Below are 21,301 nucleotides of genomic sequence, written 5' to 3'. Positions count from 1 at the left end.
TCAGGTCCTCCAGAAACCGGTTGCGGCGACATCGCAGGCGAAATCTGCAAAATCACGCGGCGGGCGGCCGAGCACCTGCTCGATATCGGTCCTGAGAGATTCGTTGCGCCCGTCGAGCACCGAGCCGAACAGGTAGGTGACGAGCCAGATGACATCCTCGGGGATACCGGCCTCGCGCAGGATGCCAGCATAGGCCTCGACGGTCACCGGCGTATAGACGACCGCGCGCCCGCTCGCCGCGGAAAACTCCGCCAGCGCCTCGCGAAAGGTCATCAGCCGCGGGCCGGTCAGTTCGTAGGTCCTGCCGGCGTGCCCCTGCTCCGTCAGCGCCGCCACCGCCATGTCGGCAATGTCGCGCGTGTCGACGAAGGGTTCGCGGACCGTGCTGGAGGGCAGCACCAGCTCGCCCGCCAGGATCTGTTCGGCAAACAGGCCCTCGCTGAAATTCTGGAAGAACCAGCTGCCGCGCAGCACGGTCCAGGGAATGCCCGCCTCCTTCATCGCCTCCTCGCTCGCCTCCGCCGCATCCTCGCCGCGGCCGGAAAGCAGCACGATGCGCTGGACGCCGGCCTCGGCGGCAAGACGGGAGAGCCGGCGGATATCGTCGTCCGAGCCCGGCACCGCGAGGTCCGGCTGGTAGGCGATGTAGAGCGCATCCACACCCGCCAGCACCGCCGGCCAGCCGGACGCATCGCGCCAGTCGAACGGGATGTCCGCTGAGCGCGAGCCCAGCCGGACCGCATATCCCTTTTCCCGCAATCTTTCGGCGATCGGCCGCCCCGTCTTGCCTTCACCGCCCAGAAGCAGAATGCGCTTGTTCGTCATCTTTCCATCCTCCAAAATGTGAGCATCACTCATGTTTGCAAAATGTGAGGAATCCTCGTATTTGTCAAGCGCGATTATTCGAGCCTTTGGAGCAGACGGTGGAACGAGAGTTGAGCGAAACGCAGATGCGCCGCGCGCCGACCCAGAAACGTAGCCGCGAGCGGGTGGACGCCATCCTTGCCAATGCGACGGAAATGATTGCCGAAACGGGCAGCGATGCGCTGCGCATGAGCGAGCTCGCCCAGCGTACGGGCATCTCGATCGGCTCGCTCTACCAGTATTTTCCCGACAAGAGCGCCGTGGTGCATGCGCTCGCCGAACGCTGCAACGAGGACAGCCGCGTTTGCATCGCCGAAGGCCTCGCCGTCGTCGAAAGCATGGACGACCTCGGCACCGCCTTCGCCAGCCTGATCGATACCTACTACGCGATCTTCCTCGCCGAACCCGTCATCCGCGACATCTGGTCGGCCGTGCAGGCGGATGGCGCGCTGCGAGCCATGGAGGTCGAGGAGAGCCGGCGCAACGGCGCGCTGCTGGCCGCCCGGCTGACGGCGCTGCGACCGAACGTCGATCCGCAAACGATCGAGGCGACCGCCCTTCTCGTCATGCATCTCGGCGAGGCGACCATGCGCCTTGCCGTCTCGGTCGCGCGGGCGGAAGGCGACCTGTTGGTCGAGGCCTACAAGCGCATGGCGATCCGCGAGCTGACGGCGCTTTAAGCCATCACGCGCGTTTGCGGGCGCGGCGCTGTTCCAGCGCGTCTGCGGCTTCCAGCAGCGTGTCGAAGACGTAGGAGATCTTCTCGCCCCGCGTATCGCCGTACCAGATCTGCGGCACCATCACGCGGAAGCGGGTCTCCAGCAGATCGGCGAGCGCCTCGGTATCGCCCATCCATTCGAGCATGTCGGCGTAAAGGTTCATCACGCTCGGCGCCGGGAAGCGGGTAAGCAGGTCCTCGAAGCCCTGCTTGACGAGGGCCGGATCGCAAAGCGTGTCGGCAAGCTCGTGATCGCCGACGTCGGTGTTCGCCTGCTGGATCAGCGCATAGAAGCCGAGGCCGAAGCGCTCCCGCGTCAGCTCCACCGCCCGCCGCGCGAAATCTTCGAGATCCTGCGCGTCGCGGCCGAGCCAGCGCGGCATGATCATGCGGGCATGCGCCCGGCAGAGATCAACATTGTAGCGGTCGAGCAGCCAGGCCCGCTCGAAACGCGCCTTGAAGATGTCGAAACTGCCCTCGTTCGCCGCGCGACGGTAATCGCTCATCCGCCAGCTGAAATTTTCCGGGTCCGGATGGCTGTCGAGCACGTCGTCCGCTTCCTTCAGCAGCTCCTCGTAGCTCTTCCACTGCTCCGGCCGCACGAAACGCCCATAGGCGGTGCCGCGCCGCGCGAAGGCGGTTACGCGCAGTGCATCGGCATAGGTGGCGGCGGAAAACGGCGACGGGCTGCGCTGGAAGAACGCCCGGAACGGCTTGAGCATCTCCTCATGCGCCGCCGCTTCCTCGTCCGGCAGGTCCAGAAAGGGCTCGAAGAACCAGTCCTTGACCAGGGAATAATGCGGCCGGCCGCTTTCCGCGATCACGCCGCCGGCCCGCGCGGCCTCAAAGGCGCGCTGGTAGGCCTCGAAATCGCCGTTGCCCCAGGCGATCCGCATGGCGTCGCGTTGCGGAATGAGGCCCGGAATCTCGTCATAGAGGTCGATGAGATAGAGATCGTAGTCGCGAACAAGCTGTTCCTGCGGCGAAAGCGGCTCCGCCGGCGCGCTCTCCGCCCGGCCGAACATCCTGTTGCGAAGCGTGCTGAAAATATCCTTGAAGCCCATCTCGATCTGCTTTCTCTGCCCGAAGGCAAGTCCCGTTCCCGGCGTCCGAAAATCGCTGGAACAGCAATCTGACGGTCGCGGGCGGGCGGCTATTCGCCGGCATCACCGATTTTTGAACTGTGCCCGTCCTTTCCTTCCGCGGTTCGTGATACATTTGCCGTCCGGGATATGCACATAGGTGACGGCCATGCTGACAACGCTTGCCTTGCTGATGAGCCTGACGGCCGGCGCCGAGATCGCCGCCGCCTCCGACCAGGAGGTCGACGTGGAGCTGGTGCTCGCGGTCGACGTCTCCGGTTCGATGGACCTGGAGGAGGCGCAGGTGCAGCGCGCCGGCTACGTGGATGCGCTGCGACACCCCGATTTCGTCAATGCCGTGCGCGACGGCCTGACCGGCCGAATCGCCATCAGCTATTTCGAATGGGCCGGCACGATCCGAGACAGTTCGCACCTGCCCTGGCAGATAATCTCCGGGCCGGAAGACGCCAAGGCCTTCGCCGCACAATTGGAGGCCCGCCCGATCGCCACGCGCCGCGGCACGTCGATCTCCGGCGCCATCGTCTACGGCGCGAAACTCTTCGATGGGAACGGCTATTCCGGCATTCGCCGCGTCATCGACGTCTCCGGCGACGGCCCGAACAATTTCGGACCGCCCGTGACGCCGGCCCGCGATGCCGCCACCGCGCTCGGCATCATAATCAACGGCCTCGCCATAATGATCCGCCCTTCGGCCGCCTATGGTTCGCTCGACGACTATTATTCGAACTGCGTGATCGGCGGTCCGGGCGCCTTCGTGCTGCCCGTGCAGGAGCCGGAGGATTTCGCCATCGCCATCCGCCGCAAGCTGATCCTCGAAGTCAGCGGCGCCGAACCGCCCGCCCGCATAATCCGCGCTGCCGGCGAAAGCGCCGATTGCATGATCGGCGAGAAACTCAGGCCCAGCTATATGGAACGCTACTACCCGGAACTCGACCGGTAATGCGCGTCAAAGCCTGCCGTTAAGCTGCGGCACCGACGCAGTTTTCGCCGAAAATCAGCCCCTCCCCGGCCGCGCCGCGACCGGGTTTTTCCTGATTCAAAAACAACAGCTCTTCGCAAGCTATTCCTTTTGAACGGAAATTGTGCTTATATTGAATGAACGTTCAGCAAAATAAGGGGAGCGACATGAACGAGATGATCCGCGATATCAATGTTCCGAACGACTGGGACAGGAGCGGACTCCCGGGCTGGTGTTATCACAGCCCCGCCCTGCTTGAGCTGGAGAAGCAGCATGTCTTCCGCGAGCACTGGCAGATCGCCTGCCACGTCTCCGACATTCCCGAGCCCGGCAACTACCTCGCCATGGACGTCGTCGGCGAGCGCGCGCTCATCCTGCGCGGGCAGGACGGCACCGTGCGCGCCTTTCACAACATCTGCCGCCATCGCGGCTCGCGCCTCGTCGCCGATGAAAAGGGCAGCTGCCGCAATGCGCTCGTCTGTCCCTTCCACGGCTGGGTCTACAATCTCGACGGCACCTTGCGCGGTGCCGCCCGCCCGCGCAGCTTCCCGCCACTCGACAAGAACGAGTTCGCGCTGAAATCGCTCGAATGCGAGATCTGGCAGGGTTTCGTCTTCATCCGCTTCGCGCCCGGCCCGCAGCCCTCCGTCGCCGAGCTGATGAAGCCCTTCGAGGACGAACTTTCGCACTACCGTTCCGAAGAGATGGTGCCGACGGGCGGCATCTGGACGCAGGAAAGCCCGGTCAACTGGAAGTCCGTGCGCGACGTCGACAACGAGGGCTACCATGTCGCGATGGCGCATCCGGCGCTCCAGGACCTCTACGGCTCGACCTATTACGACGAACCCTTCGTCGACGGCCTCTGCCGGTCCTTCGCAACCTACAATCCCCATGCCGGCCGGCGCTGGAGCGTGCGCAACTACGTCAAGATCTCACGGGAGAACCTGCGGCTTCCCGAACGGCTGCGCAAGGCCTGGATCTATTTCGGCCTGTTCCCGAACTGCGTCATCGCGGTGACGCCGGAGACCATGCAGTTCTACCAGGAATTCCCCATCGGCGTCGGCAAGACGCTGCTGCGCGGCGGCATCTACCGCTACCGCGAGGAAGACCGCGCCCAGCGCCTCGCCCGCTACCTCGCCTATCGCATCGACCGCGACACGCAGTCCGAGGACGTGCAGCTCACCGTCTGGTCCAACGAGGCGATGACCTCCAACGCCTTCGCCGGCTTCTATCTCTCCGACCTCGAATATGGCGTGCAGACCCACCACGACCACATTCGCAAGGTGCTGCCGGTGGTGACGCTAAAGGAGGCGCCGGAGGAGAAGGCGATGGCGGAGGTCAATGCCGGCCTCATCGAAAGCCGCTAAACCACTGAAACGAAAAAGAGGCCCGCTTTCGCGGGCCTCAAACGTTTGGACCAGGGAATGGCGGTCCAAACAGGGTCTTGTCCGGAAGGGCTCAGCCCTTCCAGAGCCCTTCGCGGGTCAGGTCGTCCATAGTGAGCTCGATGCCGCGGCGCAGGATCGCCGCCATGTCGTCGATCTGGGCTGTCGAGATGGTGAGCGGCGGCGACATCACGCACATGCTGATGAGCGGGCGCACCAGGAGGCCGAGTTCCTGGCAATGCCGGTCGATGCGTTTTCCCACTTCGAGATCGAGCGTCAGGGGATTGTTGCTGACCCGGTCGGCGACGCATTCGACGCAGGCCATCAGCCCGAGGCCGCGCACCTCGCCGACCAACGGCAGGTCTTCCAGCGCCTTGAGGCTCGTCTGGAAATGATCCGACACCGCCCGTGCATGCGCCAGAAGGCCGCCTTCCAGGATGTCGAGATTCTTCAGCGCTACGGCGCAGCCGACCGGATGGCTGGAGTAGGTGAGCCCATGCGCGAACATCGCCTCCGAATGGTTGGAGCGGCGCAGTTCCTCGAACAGCCGGCCCGCGATCATCACGCCGCCGAGCGGGAAATAACCCGATGTGACGCCCTTGGCGAAGGTGATCATGTCAGGCTCGATATCGAAGACATCCTTCGATGCGAAGACATGGCCGAGGCGTCCGAAGGCCGTCACCACCTCGTCGGCGATGAAGAGAATGTCATTGGCACGGCAAAGCGCGTGCATGCGCTTGAGATAGCCGGGCGGCGGCACGATGACGCCGCCGGAAGCCATGACAGGCTCGGCGATGAAGGCGCCGATATTCTCGGCCCCCTTCTCCTCGATGACGCGGCGGAATTCTTCCACGAGGAAATCGCAGAAGGCCTCGACGCTCATGCCCTCCGGCCGGCGGAAGGGGTCCGGGCAGGAGAGTTTCACGACGAGATCAGACGCGCTGTCCATCCAGTCATGGTCGCGCGGCCGGCCGTTGAGCGAGGCGGAAAGATAGGTCGAGCCGTGATAGCCGCCCTGCCGCGAGACGATCAGCTTCTTCTCCGGCCGCCCCTTTACATTGTTTGCGAACTGCATGAAGCGCAGCGCCGTCTCGACCGCCGAGGAGCCACCCGTCGTGTAGAAGACGTGGTCGACGCCGTCAGGCGCGTGCTCGGCAAGCCGCGCGGACAGCACGGCGGAGGGCGTGTTCGTCGTGTACCAGGGCGAATTGTAGGAAAGTTCCATGGCCTGCGCGGCCATGACGTCGGCCAGTTCCTTGTTGCGATGGCCGGCATTGACGCACCACATGCCGGCAGGGCCATCGATCAGTTTTCGGCCGCTGGCATCCGTCACATAGATGCCCTCGCCCGCTTCGATGCGCCCGCGCGCCTCGGCACCGATCGAGCCGGAGACCGGCCAGGGCTGCACGAGATGGCGCTCGGCCAGCCGGGTGATCTCGTCGCCGGCCGCCTCGTCGGCACGCAGGTCCTCGTTCGCCGTCTTCGGAATTGCCGCCATGTCCCGCTCCATCGATTATTTACCAGGAAGATTCTGACCACAACAATATGAAAGATTTTGGATTTCCCAATCATATTGAATGTTCGTTCAATCAATATTGCAGAAGTGGGGCTTGATTTCAACGGGGATTCGGGCGCATGTTGTCATTAGGGAACACACAAAGCCGAAAAGGCGCACCACATGGGAACGGGAAGTCTCACGCTCTATGAATGTTGCCGCGACCGGAGCCCCGCCCCATGACGGCGGCGGCGTTCGACAGGATCGCTGACACGCCCGCCCCGGCAAGACGCCGGCCCTGGACACGCAGCGAAGAGGCCCGCGGCCTCGCCATGATCTCGCCGACCTTCCTCTATGCGCTGGCGCTGCTTTTTCTCCCGGTCCTCATCGTCATCGCCTACAGTTTCTGGACCCAGAACTATCTCGACATCGATCGCACCTTCACGCTGGAAAACTACCGTCAGGCGCTGACCGAACCGATCTACCGCGACCTCTTCATCCGCTCGCTGTGGATCTCGCTGACGGTGAGCGTCGTCACGGTCGTCTTCTCCTACCCCATCGCCTGGTTCATCTCCTTCCACGGCGGGGTGCACAAGAATCTCTGGCTCTTCCTCGTCACCGTGCCGTGCTGGACCAGCTACCTGCTGCGCGTCATGTCCTGGAAGGTCATCCTCGGCTATGGCGGCGTCATGAACACCGGCCTCATTTCGATGGGCCTCATCGACAAGCCGGTGACCTCCCTCCTCTACAATTCCAACGCCGTCGTCATCACGCTGGTGCACAGCTGGGCCGCCTTCGCCATCCTGCCGATCTACGTCTCGCTGCAGAAGATCGACCGCACCTATATCGAGGCCGCGCGCGACCTCGGCGACAGTCGGCTGCGCGCCTTCTTCCGCGTCACCCTGCCGCTGTCGCTGCCGGGCGTCGTCTCCGCCTTCCTCATCGTGATGATCCCGACCGTCGGCGACTACGTGACGCCGCGCCTCGTCGGCGGCAAGGACGGCGTGATGATCGCGACCGCCATCCAGGCCCAGTTCGGCAAGGGCGCGAACTGGCCGCTCGGCGCCGCCCTCTCCGTCACGACGATGATCCTCGTCTCGCTCGCCGCCGCCGCCGTCGTGCTCGCGTTGAAATTCACCGTCAGGAGGATCAAATGAGCCTCCTCACACAGCGCCTGCGTGTCATTCCGTGGCTGCCGGTCTATGTCGCGGTCTATTTCCTCTTCCTCTACCTGCCGATCCTGCTGCTGCCGGTGTTCTCCTTCAACAATGCGGCGACGACCACCTTCCCGCTCGCCGGCTTCACCACCAAGTGGTACGCCTCGCTTGCCGGCAATTCGGTGATGATGGAAGCCGCCTGGAACAGCCTCGTCGTCGGCATATCGGTGGCAGTGCTCTCCACCGTGCTCGGCATCTGCGCGGCCCGCGCCATCACGCGCTACAGGTTTCGCGGGCAGAGGACGGCGGCAGGCCTCATCATGGCGCCGCTCTTCCTGCCGGAAATCATCGTCGCGGTCTCGCTGCTGATGATCGTGCTGGCCATGGGCATCGAGCTCTCGCTCGTCACCGTCATCCTCGGCCAGACCGTGTTCTGCGTGCCCTATGCGATGTCGGTGCTCGTCTCCGGCTTCGAGGGCTTCGACCGCAGCCTGGAAGAGGCCTCCTACGACCTCGGCGAAACCGCGATCGGCACCTTCCGGCGCGTCACGCTGCCGGTGGTCGCGCCGGCGATCGTCTCCAGCCTGCTCGTCACCTTCACCATCTCGCTCGACGAGTTCATCCTCGCCTTCTTCCTGTCCGGCACAGCGCCGACATTGCCCGTCTATATCTGGGGCCAGCTGCGCTTCGCCGCCAAGCTGCCCGGTGTGCTGGCCCTCGGCACGATCATGCTCGTCGCCTCGATCCTCATGCTGACCCTCGCCGAAATCCTGCGCCGCCGTGCCGAAAAACGCACGCAGCTCGCACTCATGCTGCCCTAGAGCAGGTCTGGTTCAGACTGAACCAGACCTGCTCTAGATTCTTTTGTTTTCGTTTGTCTTCTCGGGAAAACCGGTTTCCACTTTTCCCTGACAAACTCTAGGAGCGATCCATGCCCGACCGTCCCATGATCGAGATCCAGAACGTGTCGAAGTTCTACGGCATCTACAAGGCGCTCGACGACGTCTCGCTGACCATCGGCGAAGGCGAGTTCTTCTCGCTGCTCGGCCCCTCCGGCTGCGGCAAGACCACGCTGCTGCGCTCGATTGCCGGCTTCGAGACGCCGACGGCCGGCGAGATCTTCATCGACGGCGCACCCTCGCTGGCGCTGCCGCCGAACAAGCGGCCGACCAACATGGTGTTCCAGAACTACGCCATCTTCCCGCATCTCGACGTCGCGGAAAACGTCGCCTACGGCCTGAAGCGGCTGAAACTCTCGCCGGAAGACGAGAAGAAGCGCGTCGGCGATGCGCTCGACCAGGTGCGCCTGTCCAGCCTCGGGAAACGCAAGGCGCACGAACTTTCCGGCGGCCAGCGCCAGCGCGTGGCGCTCGCCCGCGCCCTCGTCATGCGCCCCAAGGTGCTGCTGCTCGACGAACCACTGTCGGCGCTCGATAAGAAGCTGCGCGAGGAAATGCAGGTGGAGCTGCGTACGCTGCAAAAGGCTGTCGGCATCACCTTCATCCTCGTCACGCACGACCAGTACGAGGCGCTGGCGCTTTCCGACCGCATCGCCGTGATGTTCGGCGGCCGCATTGCGCAGATCGCGACGCCGAAGGAAATCTACCAGCGCCCGCGCACGCGAAAAGTCGCCGACTTCCTCGGCGGCATGAATTTCCTGAAGGCGAAAGTGCTGGGAGAACAGGGCAACGCCGTCTCGGTCGATGCCGCCCGCTTCGGCGCCGTCAACCTCGACAAGCCGCACGGCTTCGCCGCCGAGAACGGCCACGTCACCGTCGGCATCCGCCCGGAACGCCTGCGCCTGCTCTGGGACAACGACCGCGCCCCGCACGAACTCGCCGGCCGCATCGAGAACCGCGCCTATTTCGGCGAAGTCACCCACCTGACGGTCGGCGTCGAAGGGCTGGAACAGCCGCTCTCCATGGTCGAGACCAACGATCACGGCGCGGACGACCTGCCGATCGGCGCAGAAATCCGCCTCTCCTACGATCCGGATGCCTTTGTGCTGCTGGCGGAGGATGAAGCGGTGCGGCGGGTCTAAAAAAGGCCGTTCGAGATTCACTTTTCCCGTACGAAAACGTGTGCCTCGACGGCGGCGGCAATGAAGGCGTTTCTCGCCTCCGAGGGCGGCTTCCTGCCGGCAAGCACCGCCACGCACATCTTGCGCGCTTCCTTGAGCTGCCGCCCCTTTTCCACGGGCCAGTCGTTTTCAAGCGCCCTTGCCGCTTCCTGTGTGCTGGCGATCGTCCTGTACTGGCCAAGACGGGGCGTTTCGAATGTGATCGGTTTACTCCAGCGTTTCGGGTCCATGACGCAATACCTCACGCAAAACTGAGGCAAGCAAAACGCGGGTAGCTGCGAGACGTTCCAAGAAGATCGGGCTCCCATCTTCATCGTTCGAAGCCGGGAGCCCCTCTGCCCCTCAATACCCCGATTTGATCTTCTCGAACTCGGCGATCATCTTCTGCCGCAACTCCGTCGGGATCGGCGCCTGGAAGAGCGTGTTGGCGACGAAGGAATCGACATCGGCATAGCCCTTGTCGGCAAGGATTTTCGGGTCGACGGCGGCCATGCCCTTGGCGTTGGAATGGCCATAACCCCAGCTTTCCACCATATAGGCGGCAACGGCCGGATCGGTGACGGCGTTCAGGTAGTCATAGGCGAGATCGGGGCTGCCTTCGCCGCCCTTCAGCCGCGAATAGCCGCAGACCCAGGTCGAAAGCCCTTCCGTCGTATCCTTCTTGATCACCACCGGCTGGCCCTCGGCCTGCAGCGTCGTCGCCGTCTCGTTCCACGCCCAGGCGAGATCGACCTCGCCGCTCGCCATCGCCTGGCTGAGGTCCGTGTTGTCCGTCCAGTAGAGCCGCACGTTCTGGTGCACGGCGCGCAGGAAGGCCGACGCCTCCTGGAACTGCGCATCCGTCATCGCCGTCAGGTCCTTGAGGCCGATGGCGAGGCCTGCCAGCGCATAGGCATCATCGACATTGTCGCCGATCGACACGCGGTCCTTGAATTTCGGATCGGCAAAGGCCTTTAGCGAGGCGACTTCTTCCGGCTTCACGGTGTCCGTGCGGTAGGTCAGCACCGTGTTGCCCCATTCGAAGGGGATGAACCAGGCCGTGCCGTCCTCGGCCGTCATCAGGTTCTTCATCGACTTGAAGGCCGGCAGCATGTCGTTCCAGGCCGTAAGCTTGGCGGTGTCGAGCGGCTCCAGCAGCCCGGCCTCGCGCCACTTCACGATGCTCTGCGCACAAGGATGCGCGATATCGGCCTTGAAGCCGGAACGCAGCTTCTGGAAGGCCTCCTCCTCATCGCCGAAGAAGGAAAAATCCGGCGAGCCGCTGTGTTTTTCGGTGTAGGCGGGGTGGAAGGCGGGGTCCTCGTAGCCGGACCAGTCGAAGACGGTGAGCGTATCGGCGGCGAAGGCAGGAAGCGCGGTTGTAAGGGCGAGGAGAGCGGCCAATGCCGCCGTTGTGGTGCGCCTGGCCGTGTTAGCAGTCTTCATGCCGTACTCCTTCCCCGTTTTCGGGTTCCCTATTGTGGTTGTGGTCCTTGGATCGTGAGATGTTTCGGGAAGGCGATCGCGACGAAGGCGACCGCCGCCTCCAGCGCCTTCTCCCGCGTGGTGCCGTCGCCCATCATCAGGCGCAGCCACAGGCCCTCCAGCATGGCGCAGAGCGACAGCGCCATCGGTTCGGGCTCGTAGCCATAGCCGCCCTCGGCCTTCAGCTCGGCGCAGAGCGAGATCACGGTTTCCTGGTATTTGACGTCGCGCGCGCCGCAGAGCGCCTGGTAGGTCGGCCGCGACTTCGCCTCGCCCCAGAAGGCACACCAGGCGGCCAGCTTGCGCTTGGTGCAGATCTTGCGGTCGAAATCCGCGTGCACGATGGCCCACAGGCGGCTGGCGACGCTTGGGCCCGCCTTTTCCAGCGCGGCATTCCAATGGTCGCCATACTCTTCCGACATATATTGCAGCGTCGCGATGAGCAGGTTTTCCTTGCTCTCGAAATGGAAGTTGACGATGCCGCGGGAAAGGCCGGCGCCGTCAGCCACGTCGGCGAGCGTGGTGTCGGAATAACCGCGCTTGGCGAGCGAATCGATCGTCGCCTCGATGAGCTGCTGCCGCCTCGTTTCCTTGGAGGCCTTGCGGCCCCGCTTCTCGCCGTCGCCCGAGCCCTGTTCAGCCCCGCCTGCCCGCATCTTCACCGTCACCTTGCCCTTGGGATTTCTGAGCAGCACGGTCACGGGCTCACTCCCGCGGCCGGCTTGCTGCCGCGCAGATGAGTGGGACAATGCTCCCCGCTGTCAAGAACCTTCTGCATGGCCGTCCAGGTGCGGATATTCTTCTCGACATGGGCTTCGCCCACGGCCGCCACCGCGGCGGCGTAGAGCGGCCCCTTCAGCCGCGCAAGCTCGTCGCGCGCCACGTCGCGATACCAGGCATTGCGGCTTTCCACCGCGCCATCCACGAACCCCGCCGCCGCCATCGCGCGCAGATAGCGGCGCGACGAGGCCATGCCGAAGCTCAGCCCCTCGGCGGCGATATAGTCCTTCATCTCGGGGCTCGGCTCGCCGTCATGGGCGATCAGCCAGTCGGATGCGGCAAAGACCCCGCCGGGCTTCAGCACGCGAAAAAGCTCGGCAAACAGCGCCTCCTTGTCGGGCACATGGATCATCGCATCCTTGGAGAAGACAACGTCGAACTGGTCGTCGTCGAACGGCAGGCGGCCGGGCGGGCTGGAAACGAAGTGCGCGACGGATGAAAGCCCCGCCGCCGTCGCGGCCGCCCGCGCCCGGTCGATCACCGGCTGCTCGACGTCGTAGCCGACGATGTCGGCGGGCGCATAGGTCCTGGCGATATGCAGCGTGATGCCGCCCGCACCGCAGCCGAAATCGAGAACATGCCGACCTTGCAGCGCGACGCCCGAAAGCACGCGATCAACCTCCGCCGGCCCGCCGGGCGAAAGATAGCCCTCGCCCCACAGCACGCCGAGGAAGCGGATCGCCGCCTCGTCATATTCGGGCTCCGGGGCCGCACTGTCCTCAACCGTCGCCGTCATGGCCTCCGTCATCCTAGCGGCCGCCTGGCCGTGCGCTTGTCGATGGGTCGAAATTCTAGCGCATAATCAGGAGATTGCAAGATACTTGCTGAATGATCATTCAGAATCTCTGGACAACATTTTGCTTTTGATGCAGCTTTTAGAAACAAGGGAGACATCGAAAATGCAAAAGTACGACGCCCTGATCGTCGGCGGCGGCCATAATGGGCTGGTCACGGCGTGTTATCTCCAGCGCTCCGGCCTCAAGGTCGCGGTGCTGGAAAAGAACGGGTGGGTCGGCGGCGCCGCGACCAGCCGCGAGCTCACGCCCGGCTTCCTCTATTCCAACTGTTCCTATGTCTGCTCGCTGTTCCGGCCGGAGATCATGCGCGACCTCGAACTGCCGAAACACGGCCTCCAGGTCATCGCCTATGAGGGCGGCGCGGTCTTCACCCGCGACGGCGACTACCTCGCCTCCTACCGCGACCACGACAGCCACCGCCGCGAATTCGCGCGCTACTCCAAGCGCGACGCCGAGGCCTACGAGCGCTACGCCCGCGACGTCACCCGCCAGTGCCGCTTCATCCAGCCGTTGCTGATGCGCACCGCACCCGACCCCTTCAGCTTTCGCCCGCGCGACATTTCCGAGCTGCTCTATCTCGCCAAGAAGTTCGGCGAGTTCAGCCCGCACGAAATGGCCGAGACGCTGCGCTTCTGGACCATGTCGATCTCCGACTATCTCGACGAATATTTCGAGACCGACGTCATCAAGGCCTACCTCGCCCTTTCCGGCATCATCGGCACAGCGCTCGGCCCCATGTCGCCAGGCACGGCCTATGTCCTCCTCCACCACTATATGGGCGAAGTGGACGGCTCCGTCGGCGCCTGGGGTTATGCCCGCGGCGGCATGGGCGCCGTCACGCAGGCGCTCGCCCGCTCCTTCGAGGCTGCCGGCGGCGTGATCCGCACCGATGCCGAAGTCTCGAAGATCCTCGCCCGCGGCGGCCGCACGACGGGCGTCGTGCTCGCCAATGGCGACGAGGTGCGCGCCGATCTCGTCGTTTCGAATGCCGATGTGAAGCGCACCTTCCTGAAGCTCGTCGACGAGGACGCGCTGCCCGGCGACTTCGTCCACCGCGTCAAGCATTTCAAGATGCGCGGTTCCTCCGGCAAGGTGAACATCGCGCTCGACAGCCTGCCGGAATTCCCGGCGCTCCCCGAGGGCTCCTCCTGCATGCGCGGCGACATGCATTTCACCGATTCGATCGAGCGCATGGAGCGCGCCTATGACGACTGGAAGGACGGGCGCTGGTCGGCCGATCCCTTCCTCGACATGCTCATCCCGACGACACTCGACCCGACCATGGCCTCACCCGGCAAACATTTCATGAGCTGCTTCGTACAATATTGCCCGCCGAAGGTGGAAGGCCGCGACTGGACGGATGCCGACCGCGACGCCTTCGCCGAAACCGTCATCAGCCAGATCGCCAGCTATTCGCCAGGCTTCCGCGAGCGCATCGTGCATATGGAAGTGCGCACGCCGCGCGAAATCGAGAACGAGGTGGGCCTCACCGAAGGCAACATCTTCCAGGGTGAGCTCACCTTCGACCAGCTTCTCTTCAACCGGCCGGTGCCGGGTTACGCCCAGTACCGCAGCCCCATCCACGGGCTCTACATGTGCGGCTCCTCCACCCATCCGGGCGGCGGCGTGATGGGCGCGCCCGGCCGCAACGCCGCCGCAGAAATCCTGCGCGACCTGAAGCGCACCCCCGAACAGATGAGCAAAGCCCATGACGTCATTTGATGCGATCGTTATCGGCGCCGGCCACAACGGGCTCGCCGCCGCCACCCGCCTCGCCAAGGGCGGCCGCAAGGTGCTGGTGCTGGAAGCGGCAAACGAGCCCGGCGGTGCCACCCGCGGCCGCGCGTTCGCGCCCGGCTTCCGCTCCGCCGGCCTCGCCCATCTCGTCAACCGGCTGGACGCCGAAGTCGCCCGCGACATCGGCCTCGACCTTTCGGGCGGCGAGACGCTGCTGCCAACGACGGTGCTCGACGGCTCCGGCAAGGCCGTCGTGCTCAAGGGTGCCTATGGCGAGAGCATCAACGGCGTCTCCGCCGAAGAGGCCGCCGCGTTCGCCGCCATGCGCACGAAGCTCGCCTTCCAGGCCGGCGTGCTGAAGCGTTTCCTGCGCCGCCCGCCGCCGCAGATCGGCGCCATCGCGCTCGGCGATTTCGCGACCTTTGCCGCCGCCGGCCTCGGGCTGATCCGCAAGGGCCGCAGCGAAGGCCGCGATTTCCTGCGCATGCTGCTGATGAACGTCGCCGACGTGGCGGACGAATATCTGGCCGACGACCGCCTAAAGGGCCTCGTCGCCTTCGATGCCACGCTCGGCGTGCATCTCGGCCCCCGCTCCCCGACCTCGCTGCTCGGCCTCTACTACCGCCTGACCGGCGACGTTGCCGGCAAGACGGGCGGCCAATATGTGCCGTCCGGCGGCATGGCGAGCGTCGCCCCCGCCTTCGTGCGCGCAGCGGAAAAGGCCGGCGTCACCATCCGCTGCGGCACGCCCGTCGGCCGCATCCTCGCCGACCGCGGCCGCACCAGCGGCGTCGTCATGCGCGACGGCACGGAAATCACCGCCCCCGTCGTCGTGTCGGCGATCCATCCGCAGACCACCTTCCTCAACCTCGTCGACCCCGCCGAAAGCGGCACCGGCTTCGTGCGCTCGGTGAAGAACGTGCGCAGCTACGGCAATGTCGCCAAGCTCGACCTCGCGCTCGACAGTGTCCCGAATTTCGAAGGCCTTCCGGCTACGGCCCGCAACGGCCGCATCGTGCTGGTGCGCTCGATGCAGCAGGTGGAAAGCGCCTTCAACCCGGCGAAATACGGCGAGTTCTCCAGCGATCCGGTCATGGAGATAACATTGCCAAGCCTTGCCGATCCGTCGCTGGCACCGTCTGGCGGCTGCACGCTCTCGGCTCTCGCGCAATATGCGCCCTATCGCCTCAAGGCGGGCTGGGAGGCTGGCAAGCCGGCTTTCCTGAAGATCGTGCTGGAGACGCTGGAGCGCCATGCGCCGGGCATCGGAAAATCCGTCGTCGCCGCCAGCCTGATGACGCCGGTCGATATAGAGACGGAGTACAATCTGCCTGGCGGGCATTGGCATCACGGCGAATTGCAGGCCGACCAGTTGCTGATCAACCGGCCGACCAGCGCCGCCTCCGGCTACACCACGCCGATCGAGGGGCTTTATCTCGCGAGCGCCGGCGCGCATCCGGGTGGCGGCATTTCCGGCCTGCCGGGCTGGAACGCCGCGCGCCACATCCTTTCGGGAGCGAAAGCATGAACGCCATGACCAAATCCGCCGCCGAGCTGCGCCGCGCCGCCCGCGGCCACATCCTTGCTCCCCGCCTGGAAACACCGTTCCACGACCGGCTGATGGCGCTGAGCGAAGTCAACGACTGGTACAACTGGGCGGGCTACAAGGCGCCGCATTCGCTGTTCGACAGCGAGCTCGAATATTTCGCCATCCGCTCCACCGCCGCCCTCTTCGACATCTCGCCGATGGTGAAATACCGCATCACCGGCCCGGATGCCGAACGCTACCTCAACCGCCTGACGCTCCGCGACGTCCGGAAACTCGGCGTCAACCGCGTGCACTACACCGCCTGGTGCGACGACCACGGCCATGTGCTGGACGACGGCACGCTCTTCCGCCTCGGCGAGCAGGAATTCCGCCTCTGCTGCCAGGAACGCCACCTGCCCTGGCTGCTCGACAGCGCCTTCGGCTTTTCCGTCGATATCCACGAGGAGACGGAGGAAATCGCCGGCCTCGCATTGCAGGGACCGACCAGCCATGCGGTGCTGCGCGACGCCGGCTTCATCGGCACGGAGAAGCTGAAACCCTTCGACATCGCCACCTTCCCGCATGAGGACGGTACGGTGACGATCTCGCGCACCGGCTTCACCGGCGACCTCGGCTACGAACTCTTCGTGCCGCGCGCAAAAGCGCTCTCGCTGTGGGACCGCCTGTGGAATGCCGGGCAGGAACACGCCATCCGCGCGATCGGCTTCGGCGCGCTGGATCAGGCGCGCATCGAGACCGGCTTCATCGTCGCCAATGCGGATTTCGTCACCGCCGAAGGCGCGTTGCGCGCCGACCGGGTGCGCATGCCCGATGAAATCGGCCTGGAATGGCTCGTCGATTCCGACAAGCCGACTTTCAACGGACGGCGCGCGATCCTCGATGCGCGGCGGAATCAAACTCTGAAGCACATCCTCGTCGGCCTTGAAATCGAAGGGAATATTCCCGCCGAGCACGCCCTCGTCTATCATCGCCAGAAACACGAGGCCGGCCTCGTCACCGCCGCGATCTGGTCGCCGACAGCCAAGCGCAATATCGCGATCGCCAGCCTCGAACGGCCCTACGGCTCGAAGTTCACGAACGACCTGTGGGTGGAGATCTATGCGATGCGCGAACTGAAGTACCAGAAGATGATGAAGCGGGCGAAGATCGTTCCGCGGCCCTTCGTCAAGCTCGCCCGCCGCACGGCCACACCGCCCGGCCTCAAGTAACATGGACGAGGAAACCCGCTGTAACTGGGAGATCATCGCGACACCGCCGGGCGCCGAATGGTCCGGGCGGGCGCGCTATGCGGCGGCGATGTATTTCTGCCAGCGCGGCGACATGGCGCCGGAGGTGCTGGAAATCTACCGCATCTGTTCGCGGCTCGATGCGGAGGATCCCGTTTCGGTGCTCAGGCGCTGGAAGATCGGCGCCGACTGGATCGAGCGGCTGGAGGCCTATCGCGCTGACGGCGCGTGCGAGGCATAGGTTGCAAACAGCCGGTGTAGAGCGTCCTTGCCTTCGCTGGCAATGTCGAACCGGCGGCCGAACAGCAGCCATTCCGAGCACAGCCCCTTGATGACCCAGCGCAGCATGGACGCCGCGGAGCGTGGCGTCCATGCGCCGCCGAGCTTGCCCTGGCCCTCCGCCTTGGCAAAGGCCGCTTCCAGCGCCTGCATATGCTCGTCGTCGAGATCGTTCTGGCGTTCGGAAATGGCGGCAAATTCGCCGCTGGTATCGCATCGTAGCAGGATCGAGAGGATGCGCTGGCGGTGCTCGTCGGTGGCGAGCAGTTCCAGCCATTCCCGGCCCACCCGCTCCAGAACGCCGAAGACATCGGCGTTCTCCGCCTCCAGCTCGCGGGCGATCAGATCTTCCTGCGGCATGGGCAGCGAGTTGTAGAGTTCCAGCACCAAGTCCGCCCGATTGGCGAAGTGCCAGTAGATGGCGCCGCGGGTGACCCCCGCGGCGCGCGCCACGTCCTCCATGGAGGCGTGTGCGACACCCTTTTCGTAGAAGACCTTTTCAGCCGCCAGCAGGATCTGCTGGCGGGTTTCCTTGGCCTCTGCCTTGGTCCGGCGCATGGCGGCCTACTCCGCCGGGCTTGCGACCGGAGCCGGCTCCTCCTTTTTCTTCTTGCCGTAGCCGAACAGCTTCATCACGAAGACGAAGAAGATCGGCACGAAGAAGATGGCGAGCACCGTGGCGGTGATCATGCCGCCCATCACGCCCGTGCCGATGGCGCGCTGGCTGCCCGAGCTTGCGCCCGTCGCGATCGCGAGCGGCAGAACGCCGAGCGTGAAGGCGAGCGAGGTCATCAGGATCGGCCGGAAGCGCAGGTGGCAGGCCTCGATCGTCGCATCGATCAGCGACTTTCCGTCCTCCATCAGCTCCTTGGCGAACTCGATGATCAGGATGGCGTTCTTCGCCGAGAGGCCGATGATCGCGATCAGGCCCACCTTGAAGTACACGTCGTTCGACATGTCGCGCAGCGTCACCGCGATAACCGCGCCGATGACGCCGAGCGGCACAACGAGGATGACCGCAAACGGGATCGACCAGCTTTCATAGAGCGCCGCAAGGCACAGGAACACCAGCAGGATCGACAGGCCGACAAGGATCGGCGCCTGAGAACCGGACTGGATTTCCTGCAACGACTGGCCCGTCCACTCGTAGCCGAAGCCCGGCGGAAGCTGGGCGGCAAGCCGCTGCATTTCCGCAATCGCGTCACCGGAGGAGAAGCCGGGCTTCGTATCTCCGCTGAAGCGCACGGCGGGATAGCCGTTGTAGCCGACGGTCTGGGTCGGCGCCATCGTCCACTCCGCGGTCGCAAAGGCCGAGAGCGGCACCATGCCTCCACTCGAATTGCGCACGTTGAGCTTCAGGAGATCGGCCACCTGCATGCGTTCGTTCTGGTCCGCCTGGACCGTCACGCGCTGCATGCGCCCGGCATTCGGGAAGTCGTTGACGTAAGTCGAGCCGAGATTGGTCGAGATCGTCGAGTTGATGTCGGCGAAGGTCACGCCGAAGGTGTTGGCCTTCTCACGGTCGATCACGACATTGACCTGCGCCGCATCCGGCATGCCCTCGACGCGCACGCCCGCGACCACGTTGCTCTGGGCCGCGAGGCCGAGGAGCTGCGCGCTTGCGGCCGACAGCGCCTGCTGGCCGAGACCGCCGCGGTCCTGGAGACGGAACGAGAAGCCGCCCGTCGTGCCGAGACCCTGGATCGGCGGCGGCGACAGCGCGAAGCTGATCGCATCCTTGATCTGGCTCATCGCCATGCTGGCGCGTCCGGCGATTGCCTGCGCCGAGTTCTCCGGCCCGCGCTCGCTCCAGTCCTTCAGCGTCACGAAGGCCAGGCCCGCGTTCTGCCCCGAACCGAAAAAGGAGAAGCCGTTGATGCCGACGATCGTTTCGACCGCGGGCTCCTTGCCGAAGATCTGCTCGACCTGAGTGAGCACTTCGTCGGTCCGATGGCCCGTCGCTTCGGAGGGAAGCTGCATCATGACGATGGCGAAGCCCTGGTCCTCGTCCGGCAGGAACGACGACGGCAGCTTCATGAACAGGTAGCCGAGGCCGGCGAGGATGGCGAGGTAGATCACCATGAACCGGCCGGTGCGGCGGATCAACCAGCTCACGCTGCCGCTATAGCCTTTCGACGAGCGGTCGAAACCGCGGTTGAACCAGCCGAAGAAGCCCCGCTTGGTGTGGTGGTGCCCCTTCGGAACCTGCTTCAGGAAGCTGCCCGCCAGCGCCGGTGTCAGCGAGAGCGCGAGGAAGGCGGAGAACAGGATCGAGACGACCATTGTCAGCGAGAACTGCTGGTAGATGACGCCGACCGCACCCGGGAAGAAGCCCATCGGGATGAACACCGAGGCAAGCACCAGCGTGATGCCGATGACGGCGCCGGTGATCTGCTTCATCGCCTTGCGGGTCGCCTCCTTCGGCGGCAGGCCCTCTTCCGACATGATGCGCTCGACGTTCTCCACCACGATGATCGCGTCGTCGACGAGAATGCCGATGGCGAGCACCATGGCGAACATGGTCAGCACGTTGATGGAAAAACCCATCGCGAGCATGACGGCGCAGGTGCCGAGAAGGGCGACCGGCACGACGAGCGTCGGGATGATCGTGTAGCGGATGTTCTGCAGGAACAGGAACATCACGAGGAAGACGAGGCCGACGGCTTCAAGCAGCGTGTGCAGCACCTTCTCGATCGACACCTTGACGAAGGGCGAAGTGTCGTAAGGCGTCGAATATTCGAGGCCCGGCGGGAAGAATTCCGCAAGCTCGTCCATGCGGGCCTTGATCGCCTCGGAGGTCGCCATGGCGTTGCCGGTCGGCGAAAGCTGCACGGCGACGGCGGCCGACGGCTGTCCGTTGAGGCGCGTCGAGAAGGAATAGGTCTCGCCGCCCACTTCGATGCGCGCGACGTCGCGAAGCCGCACGGCAGAGCCATCCGCATTAGCACGTAGCACGATGGCGCCGAATTCTTCCGGCGTCGTCAGCTGGCCCTTGATATTGACCGGGGCCGCGATCTGCTGGGTGATCGGGTTCGGCTGCGCGCCGATGCTACCGGCCGCGATCTGTGCGTTCTGCGCCTGGACGGCAGCGGTGATGTCGGCGGCCGTCAGGTTGAGGCCGAGCATCTTGGCGGGATCGAGCCAGATGCGCATGGAGCGCTGCGTGGCAAAAAGCTGCGCACGGCCGACGCCGGGCACGCGCTGGATTTCGGAGAGGACGTTGCGGTTGACGTAGTCGCCGAGGCTGATGGCATCCATCGAGCCATCGGTGGAGGTCAGCGCGACGATCAGCAGGAAGCCGGAGCCGGCTTCTTCGACCTGCACGCCCTGGCGGCGCACGGAATCAGGCAGGCGCGGCTCGACGCGGCTGACGCGGTTCTGCACGTCGACCGAGGCCTGGCTCGGATCGGTGCCCGGCGCGAAGGTGATGTTGATTTCGGCCGAACCCGAGGCACTCGAGGTCGATTCGAAATAGAGCATGCCCTCGACGCCGTTCAGCTCATCCTCGATGAGCTTGGTGACGCTCTGGTAGGTGTCCTGTGAGGACGCGCCGGAATAGGTCGTCGATACCGTGATCTGCGGCGGGGCGACGTCCGGATATTGCGCGATCGGCAAGAGTGGGATGGAGATGGCGCCGGCGATCATGATGAAGATCGCGACGACCCAGGCGAAAATCGGCCTGTCGATGAAAAAACTGGGCATCGTTCAG

The 21,301-nt window shown here is 64.7% G+C and carries 19 protein-coding genes; 10 read left to right on the top strand and 9 right to left on the bottom strand.

What is annotated here, in order from left to right; all coding sequences use genetic code 11:
- Entirely contained in the window at positions 1-825 is an 825-nt protein-coding gene (locus tag AC1Q6Z_RS05495; protein WP_492646996.1) for an NmrA family NAD(P)-binding protein, read from the bottom strand.
- A 125-nt stretch (positions 826-950) separates the two neighbouring features.
- Between AC1Q6Z_RS05495 and AC1Q6Z_RS05490 the strand changes: the two genes are divergently transcribed.
- A complete protein-coding gene (locus AC1Q6Z_RS05490) occupies positions 951-1,544 on the top strand; it encodes a TetR/AcrR family transcriptional regulator (protein ID WP_492647249.1) in 594 nt (197 codons plus the stop codon).
- A 4-nt stretch (positions 1,545-1,548) separates the two neighbouring features.
- Here the strand turns inward: AC1Q6Z_RS05490 and AC1Q6Z_RS05485 are convergent, their stop codons facing one another.
- Positions 1,549-2,646, bottom strand: coding sequence for a hypothetical protein (locus AC1Q6Z_RS05485; RefSeq protein ID WP_492646995.1), 1,098 nt, complete (start codon positions 2,644-2,646; stop codon positions 1,549-1,551).
- Between the two features lie 187 nt (positions 2,647-2,833).
- Here AC1Q6Z_RS05485 and AC1Q6Z_RS05480 point away from each other — a divergent pair, with 187 nt between their 5' ends.
- Complete coding sequence (locus AC1Q6Z_RS05480) at positions 2,834-3,625, top strand: DUF1194 domain-containing protein (RefSeq protein ID WP_492646994.1); 792 nt, start codon at positions 2,834-2,836, stop codon at positions 3,623-3,625.
- A 185-nt stretch (positions 3,626-3,810) separates the two neighbouring features.
- On the top strand, positions 3,811-5,010 hold the full coding sequence (locus AC1Q6Z_RS05475; RefSeq protein WP_492646993.1) for an aromatic ring-hydroxylating oxygenase subunit alpha: 1,200 nt from the start codon (positions 3,811-3,813) through the stop codon (positions 5,008-5,010).
- A gap of 91 nt (positions 5,011-5,101) precedes the next feature.
- On the opposite strand, the gene AC1Q6Z_RS05470 is transcribed toward AC1Q6Z_RS05475, so the two are convergent.
- Positions 5,102-6,526: an aminotransferase gene (locus tag AC1Q6Z_RS05470; RefSeq protein WP_492646992.1), complete on the bottom strand. Its 1,425-nt coding sequence runs from the start codon at positions 6,524-6,526 to the stop codon at positions 5,102-5,104.
- 236 nt (positions 6,527-6,762) lie between these two features.
- On the opposite strand from AC1Q6Z_RS05470, the gene AC1Q6Z_RS05465 reads away from it, so the two are divergent.
- The 3 genes from AC1Q6Z_RS05465 to AC1Q6Z_RS05455 all read left to right on the top strand — a co-directional run bounded on the left by AC1Q6Z_RS05465 (position 6,763) and on the right by AC1Q6Z_RS05455 (position 9,721).
- Positions 6,763-7,680 carry an ABC transporter permease gene (locus AC1Q6Z_RS05465; protein ID WP_492646991.1) on the top strand — a complete coding sequence of 306 codons (918 nt, stop codon included), beginning with the start codon at positions 6,763-6,765 and terminating at the stop codon, positions 7,678-7,680.
- Positions 7,677-8,501, top strand: coding sequence for an ABC transporter permease (locus tag AC1Q6Z_RS05460; protein WP_492646990.1), 825 nt, complete (start codon positions 7,677-7,679; stop codon positions 8,499-8,501). Before AC1Q6Z_RS05465 ends, AC1Q6Z_RS05460 begins: the two co-directional genes overlap by 4 nt.
- A gap of 125 nt (positions 8,502-8,626) precedes the next feature.
- Entirely contained in the window at positions 8,627-9,721 is a 1,095-nt protein-coding gene (locus tag AC1Q6Z_RS05455) for an ABC transporter ATP-binding protein (RefSeq protein ID WP_492647248.1), read from the top strand.
- Between the two features lie 17 nt (positions 9,722-9,738).
- Here the strand turns inward: AC1Q6Z_RS05455 and AC1Q6Z_RS05450 are convergent, their stop codons facing one another.
- From AC1Q6Z_RS05450 to AC1Q6Z_RS05435, 4 genes are all read right to left on the bottom strand, one after another.
- Positions 9,739-9,990 carry a DUF982 domain-containing protein gene (locus AC1Q6Z_RS05450; protein ID WP_256117080.1) on the bottom strand — a complete coding sequence of 84 codons (252 nt, stop codon included), beginning with the start codon at positions 9,988-9,990 and terminating at the stop codon, positions 9,739-9,741.
- Between the two features lie 112 nt (positions 9,991-10,102).
- Positions 10,103-11,185: an extracellular solute-binding protein gene (locus AC1Q6Z_RS05445; RefSeq protein ID WP_492646989.1), complete on the bottom strand. Its 1,083-nt coding sequence runs from the start codon at positions 11,183-11,185 to the stop codon at positions 10,103-10,105.
- 29 nt (positions 11,186-11,214) lie between these two features.
- Positions 11,215-11,880 (bottom strand): TetR family transcriptional regulator C-terminal domain-containing protein, encoded by a 666-nt coding sequence (locus AC1Q6Z_RS05440; protein WP_492647247.1) that lies wholly within the window; start codon positions 11,878-11,880, stop codon positions 11,215-11,217.
- Between the two features lie 41 nt (positions 11,881-11,921).
- Positions 11,922-12,740: a class I SAM-dependent methyltransferase gene (locus AC1Q6Z_RS05435; RefSeq protein WP_492646988.1), complete on the bottom strand. Its 819-nt coding sequence runs from the start codon at positions 12,738-12,740 to the stop codon at positions 11,922-11,924.
- A 163-nt stretch (positions 12,741-12,903) separates the two neighbouring features.
- Here AC1Q6Z_RS05435 and AC1Q6Z_RS05430 point away from each other — a divergent pair, with 163 nt between their 5' ends.
- Genes AC1Q6Z_RS05430 through AC1Q6Z_RS05415 form a run of 4 tightly spaced genes read left to right on the top strand, consistent with a single transcriptional unit; the run spans position 12,904 to position 17,554 of the window.
- Positions 12,904-14,523: a phytoene desaturase family protein gene (locus tag AC1Q6Z_RS05430; protein ID WP_492646987.1), complete on the top strand. Its 1,620-nt coding sequence runs from the start codon at positions 12,904-12,906 to the stop codon at positions 14,521-14,523.
- Positions 14,510-16,066: a phytoene desaturase family protein gene (locus AC1Q6Z_RS05425; protein ID WP_492646986.1), complete on the top strand. Its 1,557-nt coding sequence runs from the start codon at positions 14,510-14,512 to the stop codon at positions 16,064-16,066. The genes AC1Q6Z_RS05430 and AC1Q6Z_RS05425 overlap by 14 nt, the downstream gene beginning before the upstream one ends.
- A gap of 5 nt (positions 16,067-16,071) precedes the next feature.
- Positions 16,072-17,295 (top strand): aminomethyl transferase family protein, encoded by a 1,224-nt coding sequence (locus tag AC1Q6Z_RS05420; protein ID WP_492647246.1) that lies wholly within the window; start codon positions 16,072-16,074, stop codon positions 17,293-17,295.
- 1 nt (position 17,296) lies between these two features.
- On the top strand, positions 17,297-17,554 hold the full coding sequence (locus AC1Q6Z_RS05415; RefSeq protein WP_492646985.1) for a hypothetical protein: 258 nt from the start codon (positions 17,297-17,299) through the stop codon (positions 17,552-17,554).
- Here the strand turns inward: AC1Q6Z_RS05415 and AC1Q6Z_RS05410 are convergent.
- Both AC1Q6Z_RS05410 and AC1Q6Z_RS05405 read right to left on the bottom strand, forming a co-directional pair.
- Positions 17,524-18,150 carry a TetR family transcriptional regulator gene (locus AC1Q6Z_RS05410; protein ID WP_435267993.1) on the bottom strand — a complete coding sequence of 209 codons (627 nt, stop codon included), beginning with the start codon at positions 18,148-18,150 and terminating at the stop codon, positions 17,524-17,526. The two genes, AC1Q6Z_RS05415 and AC1Q6Z_RS05410, sit on opposite strands and share 31 nt — an antisense overlap.
- Before the next feature lie 6 nt (positions 18,151-18,156).
- The gene (locus AC1Q6Z_RS05405; protein ID WP_435267992.1) at positions 18,157-21,294 is read right to left on the bottom strand and encodes a multidrug efflux RND transporter permease subunit; all 3,138 of its coding nucleotides are present in this window, start codon (positions 21,292-21,294) and stop codon (positions 18,157-18,159) included.
- Positions 21,295-21,301: the final 7 nt, after the last annotated feature.

Source organism: Shinella sp. GW835-FHT14H05 (genome assembly GCF_058793575.1).
Note: the sequence above shows the minus strand (reverse complement) of the source record. Positions and strands in the feature narration are given on the sequence as shown.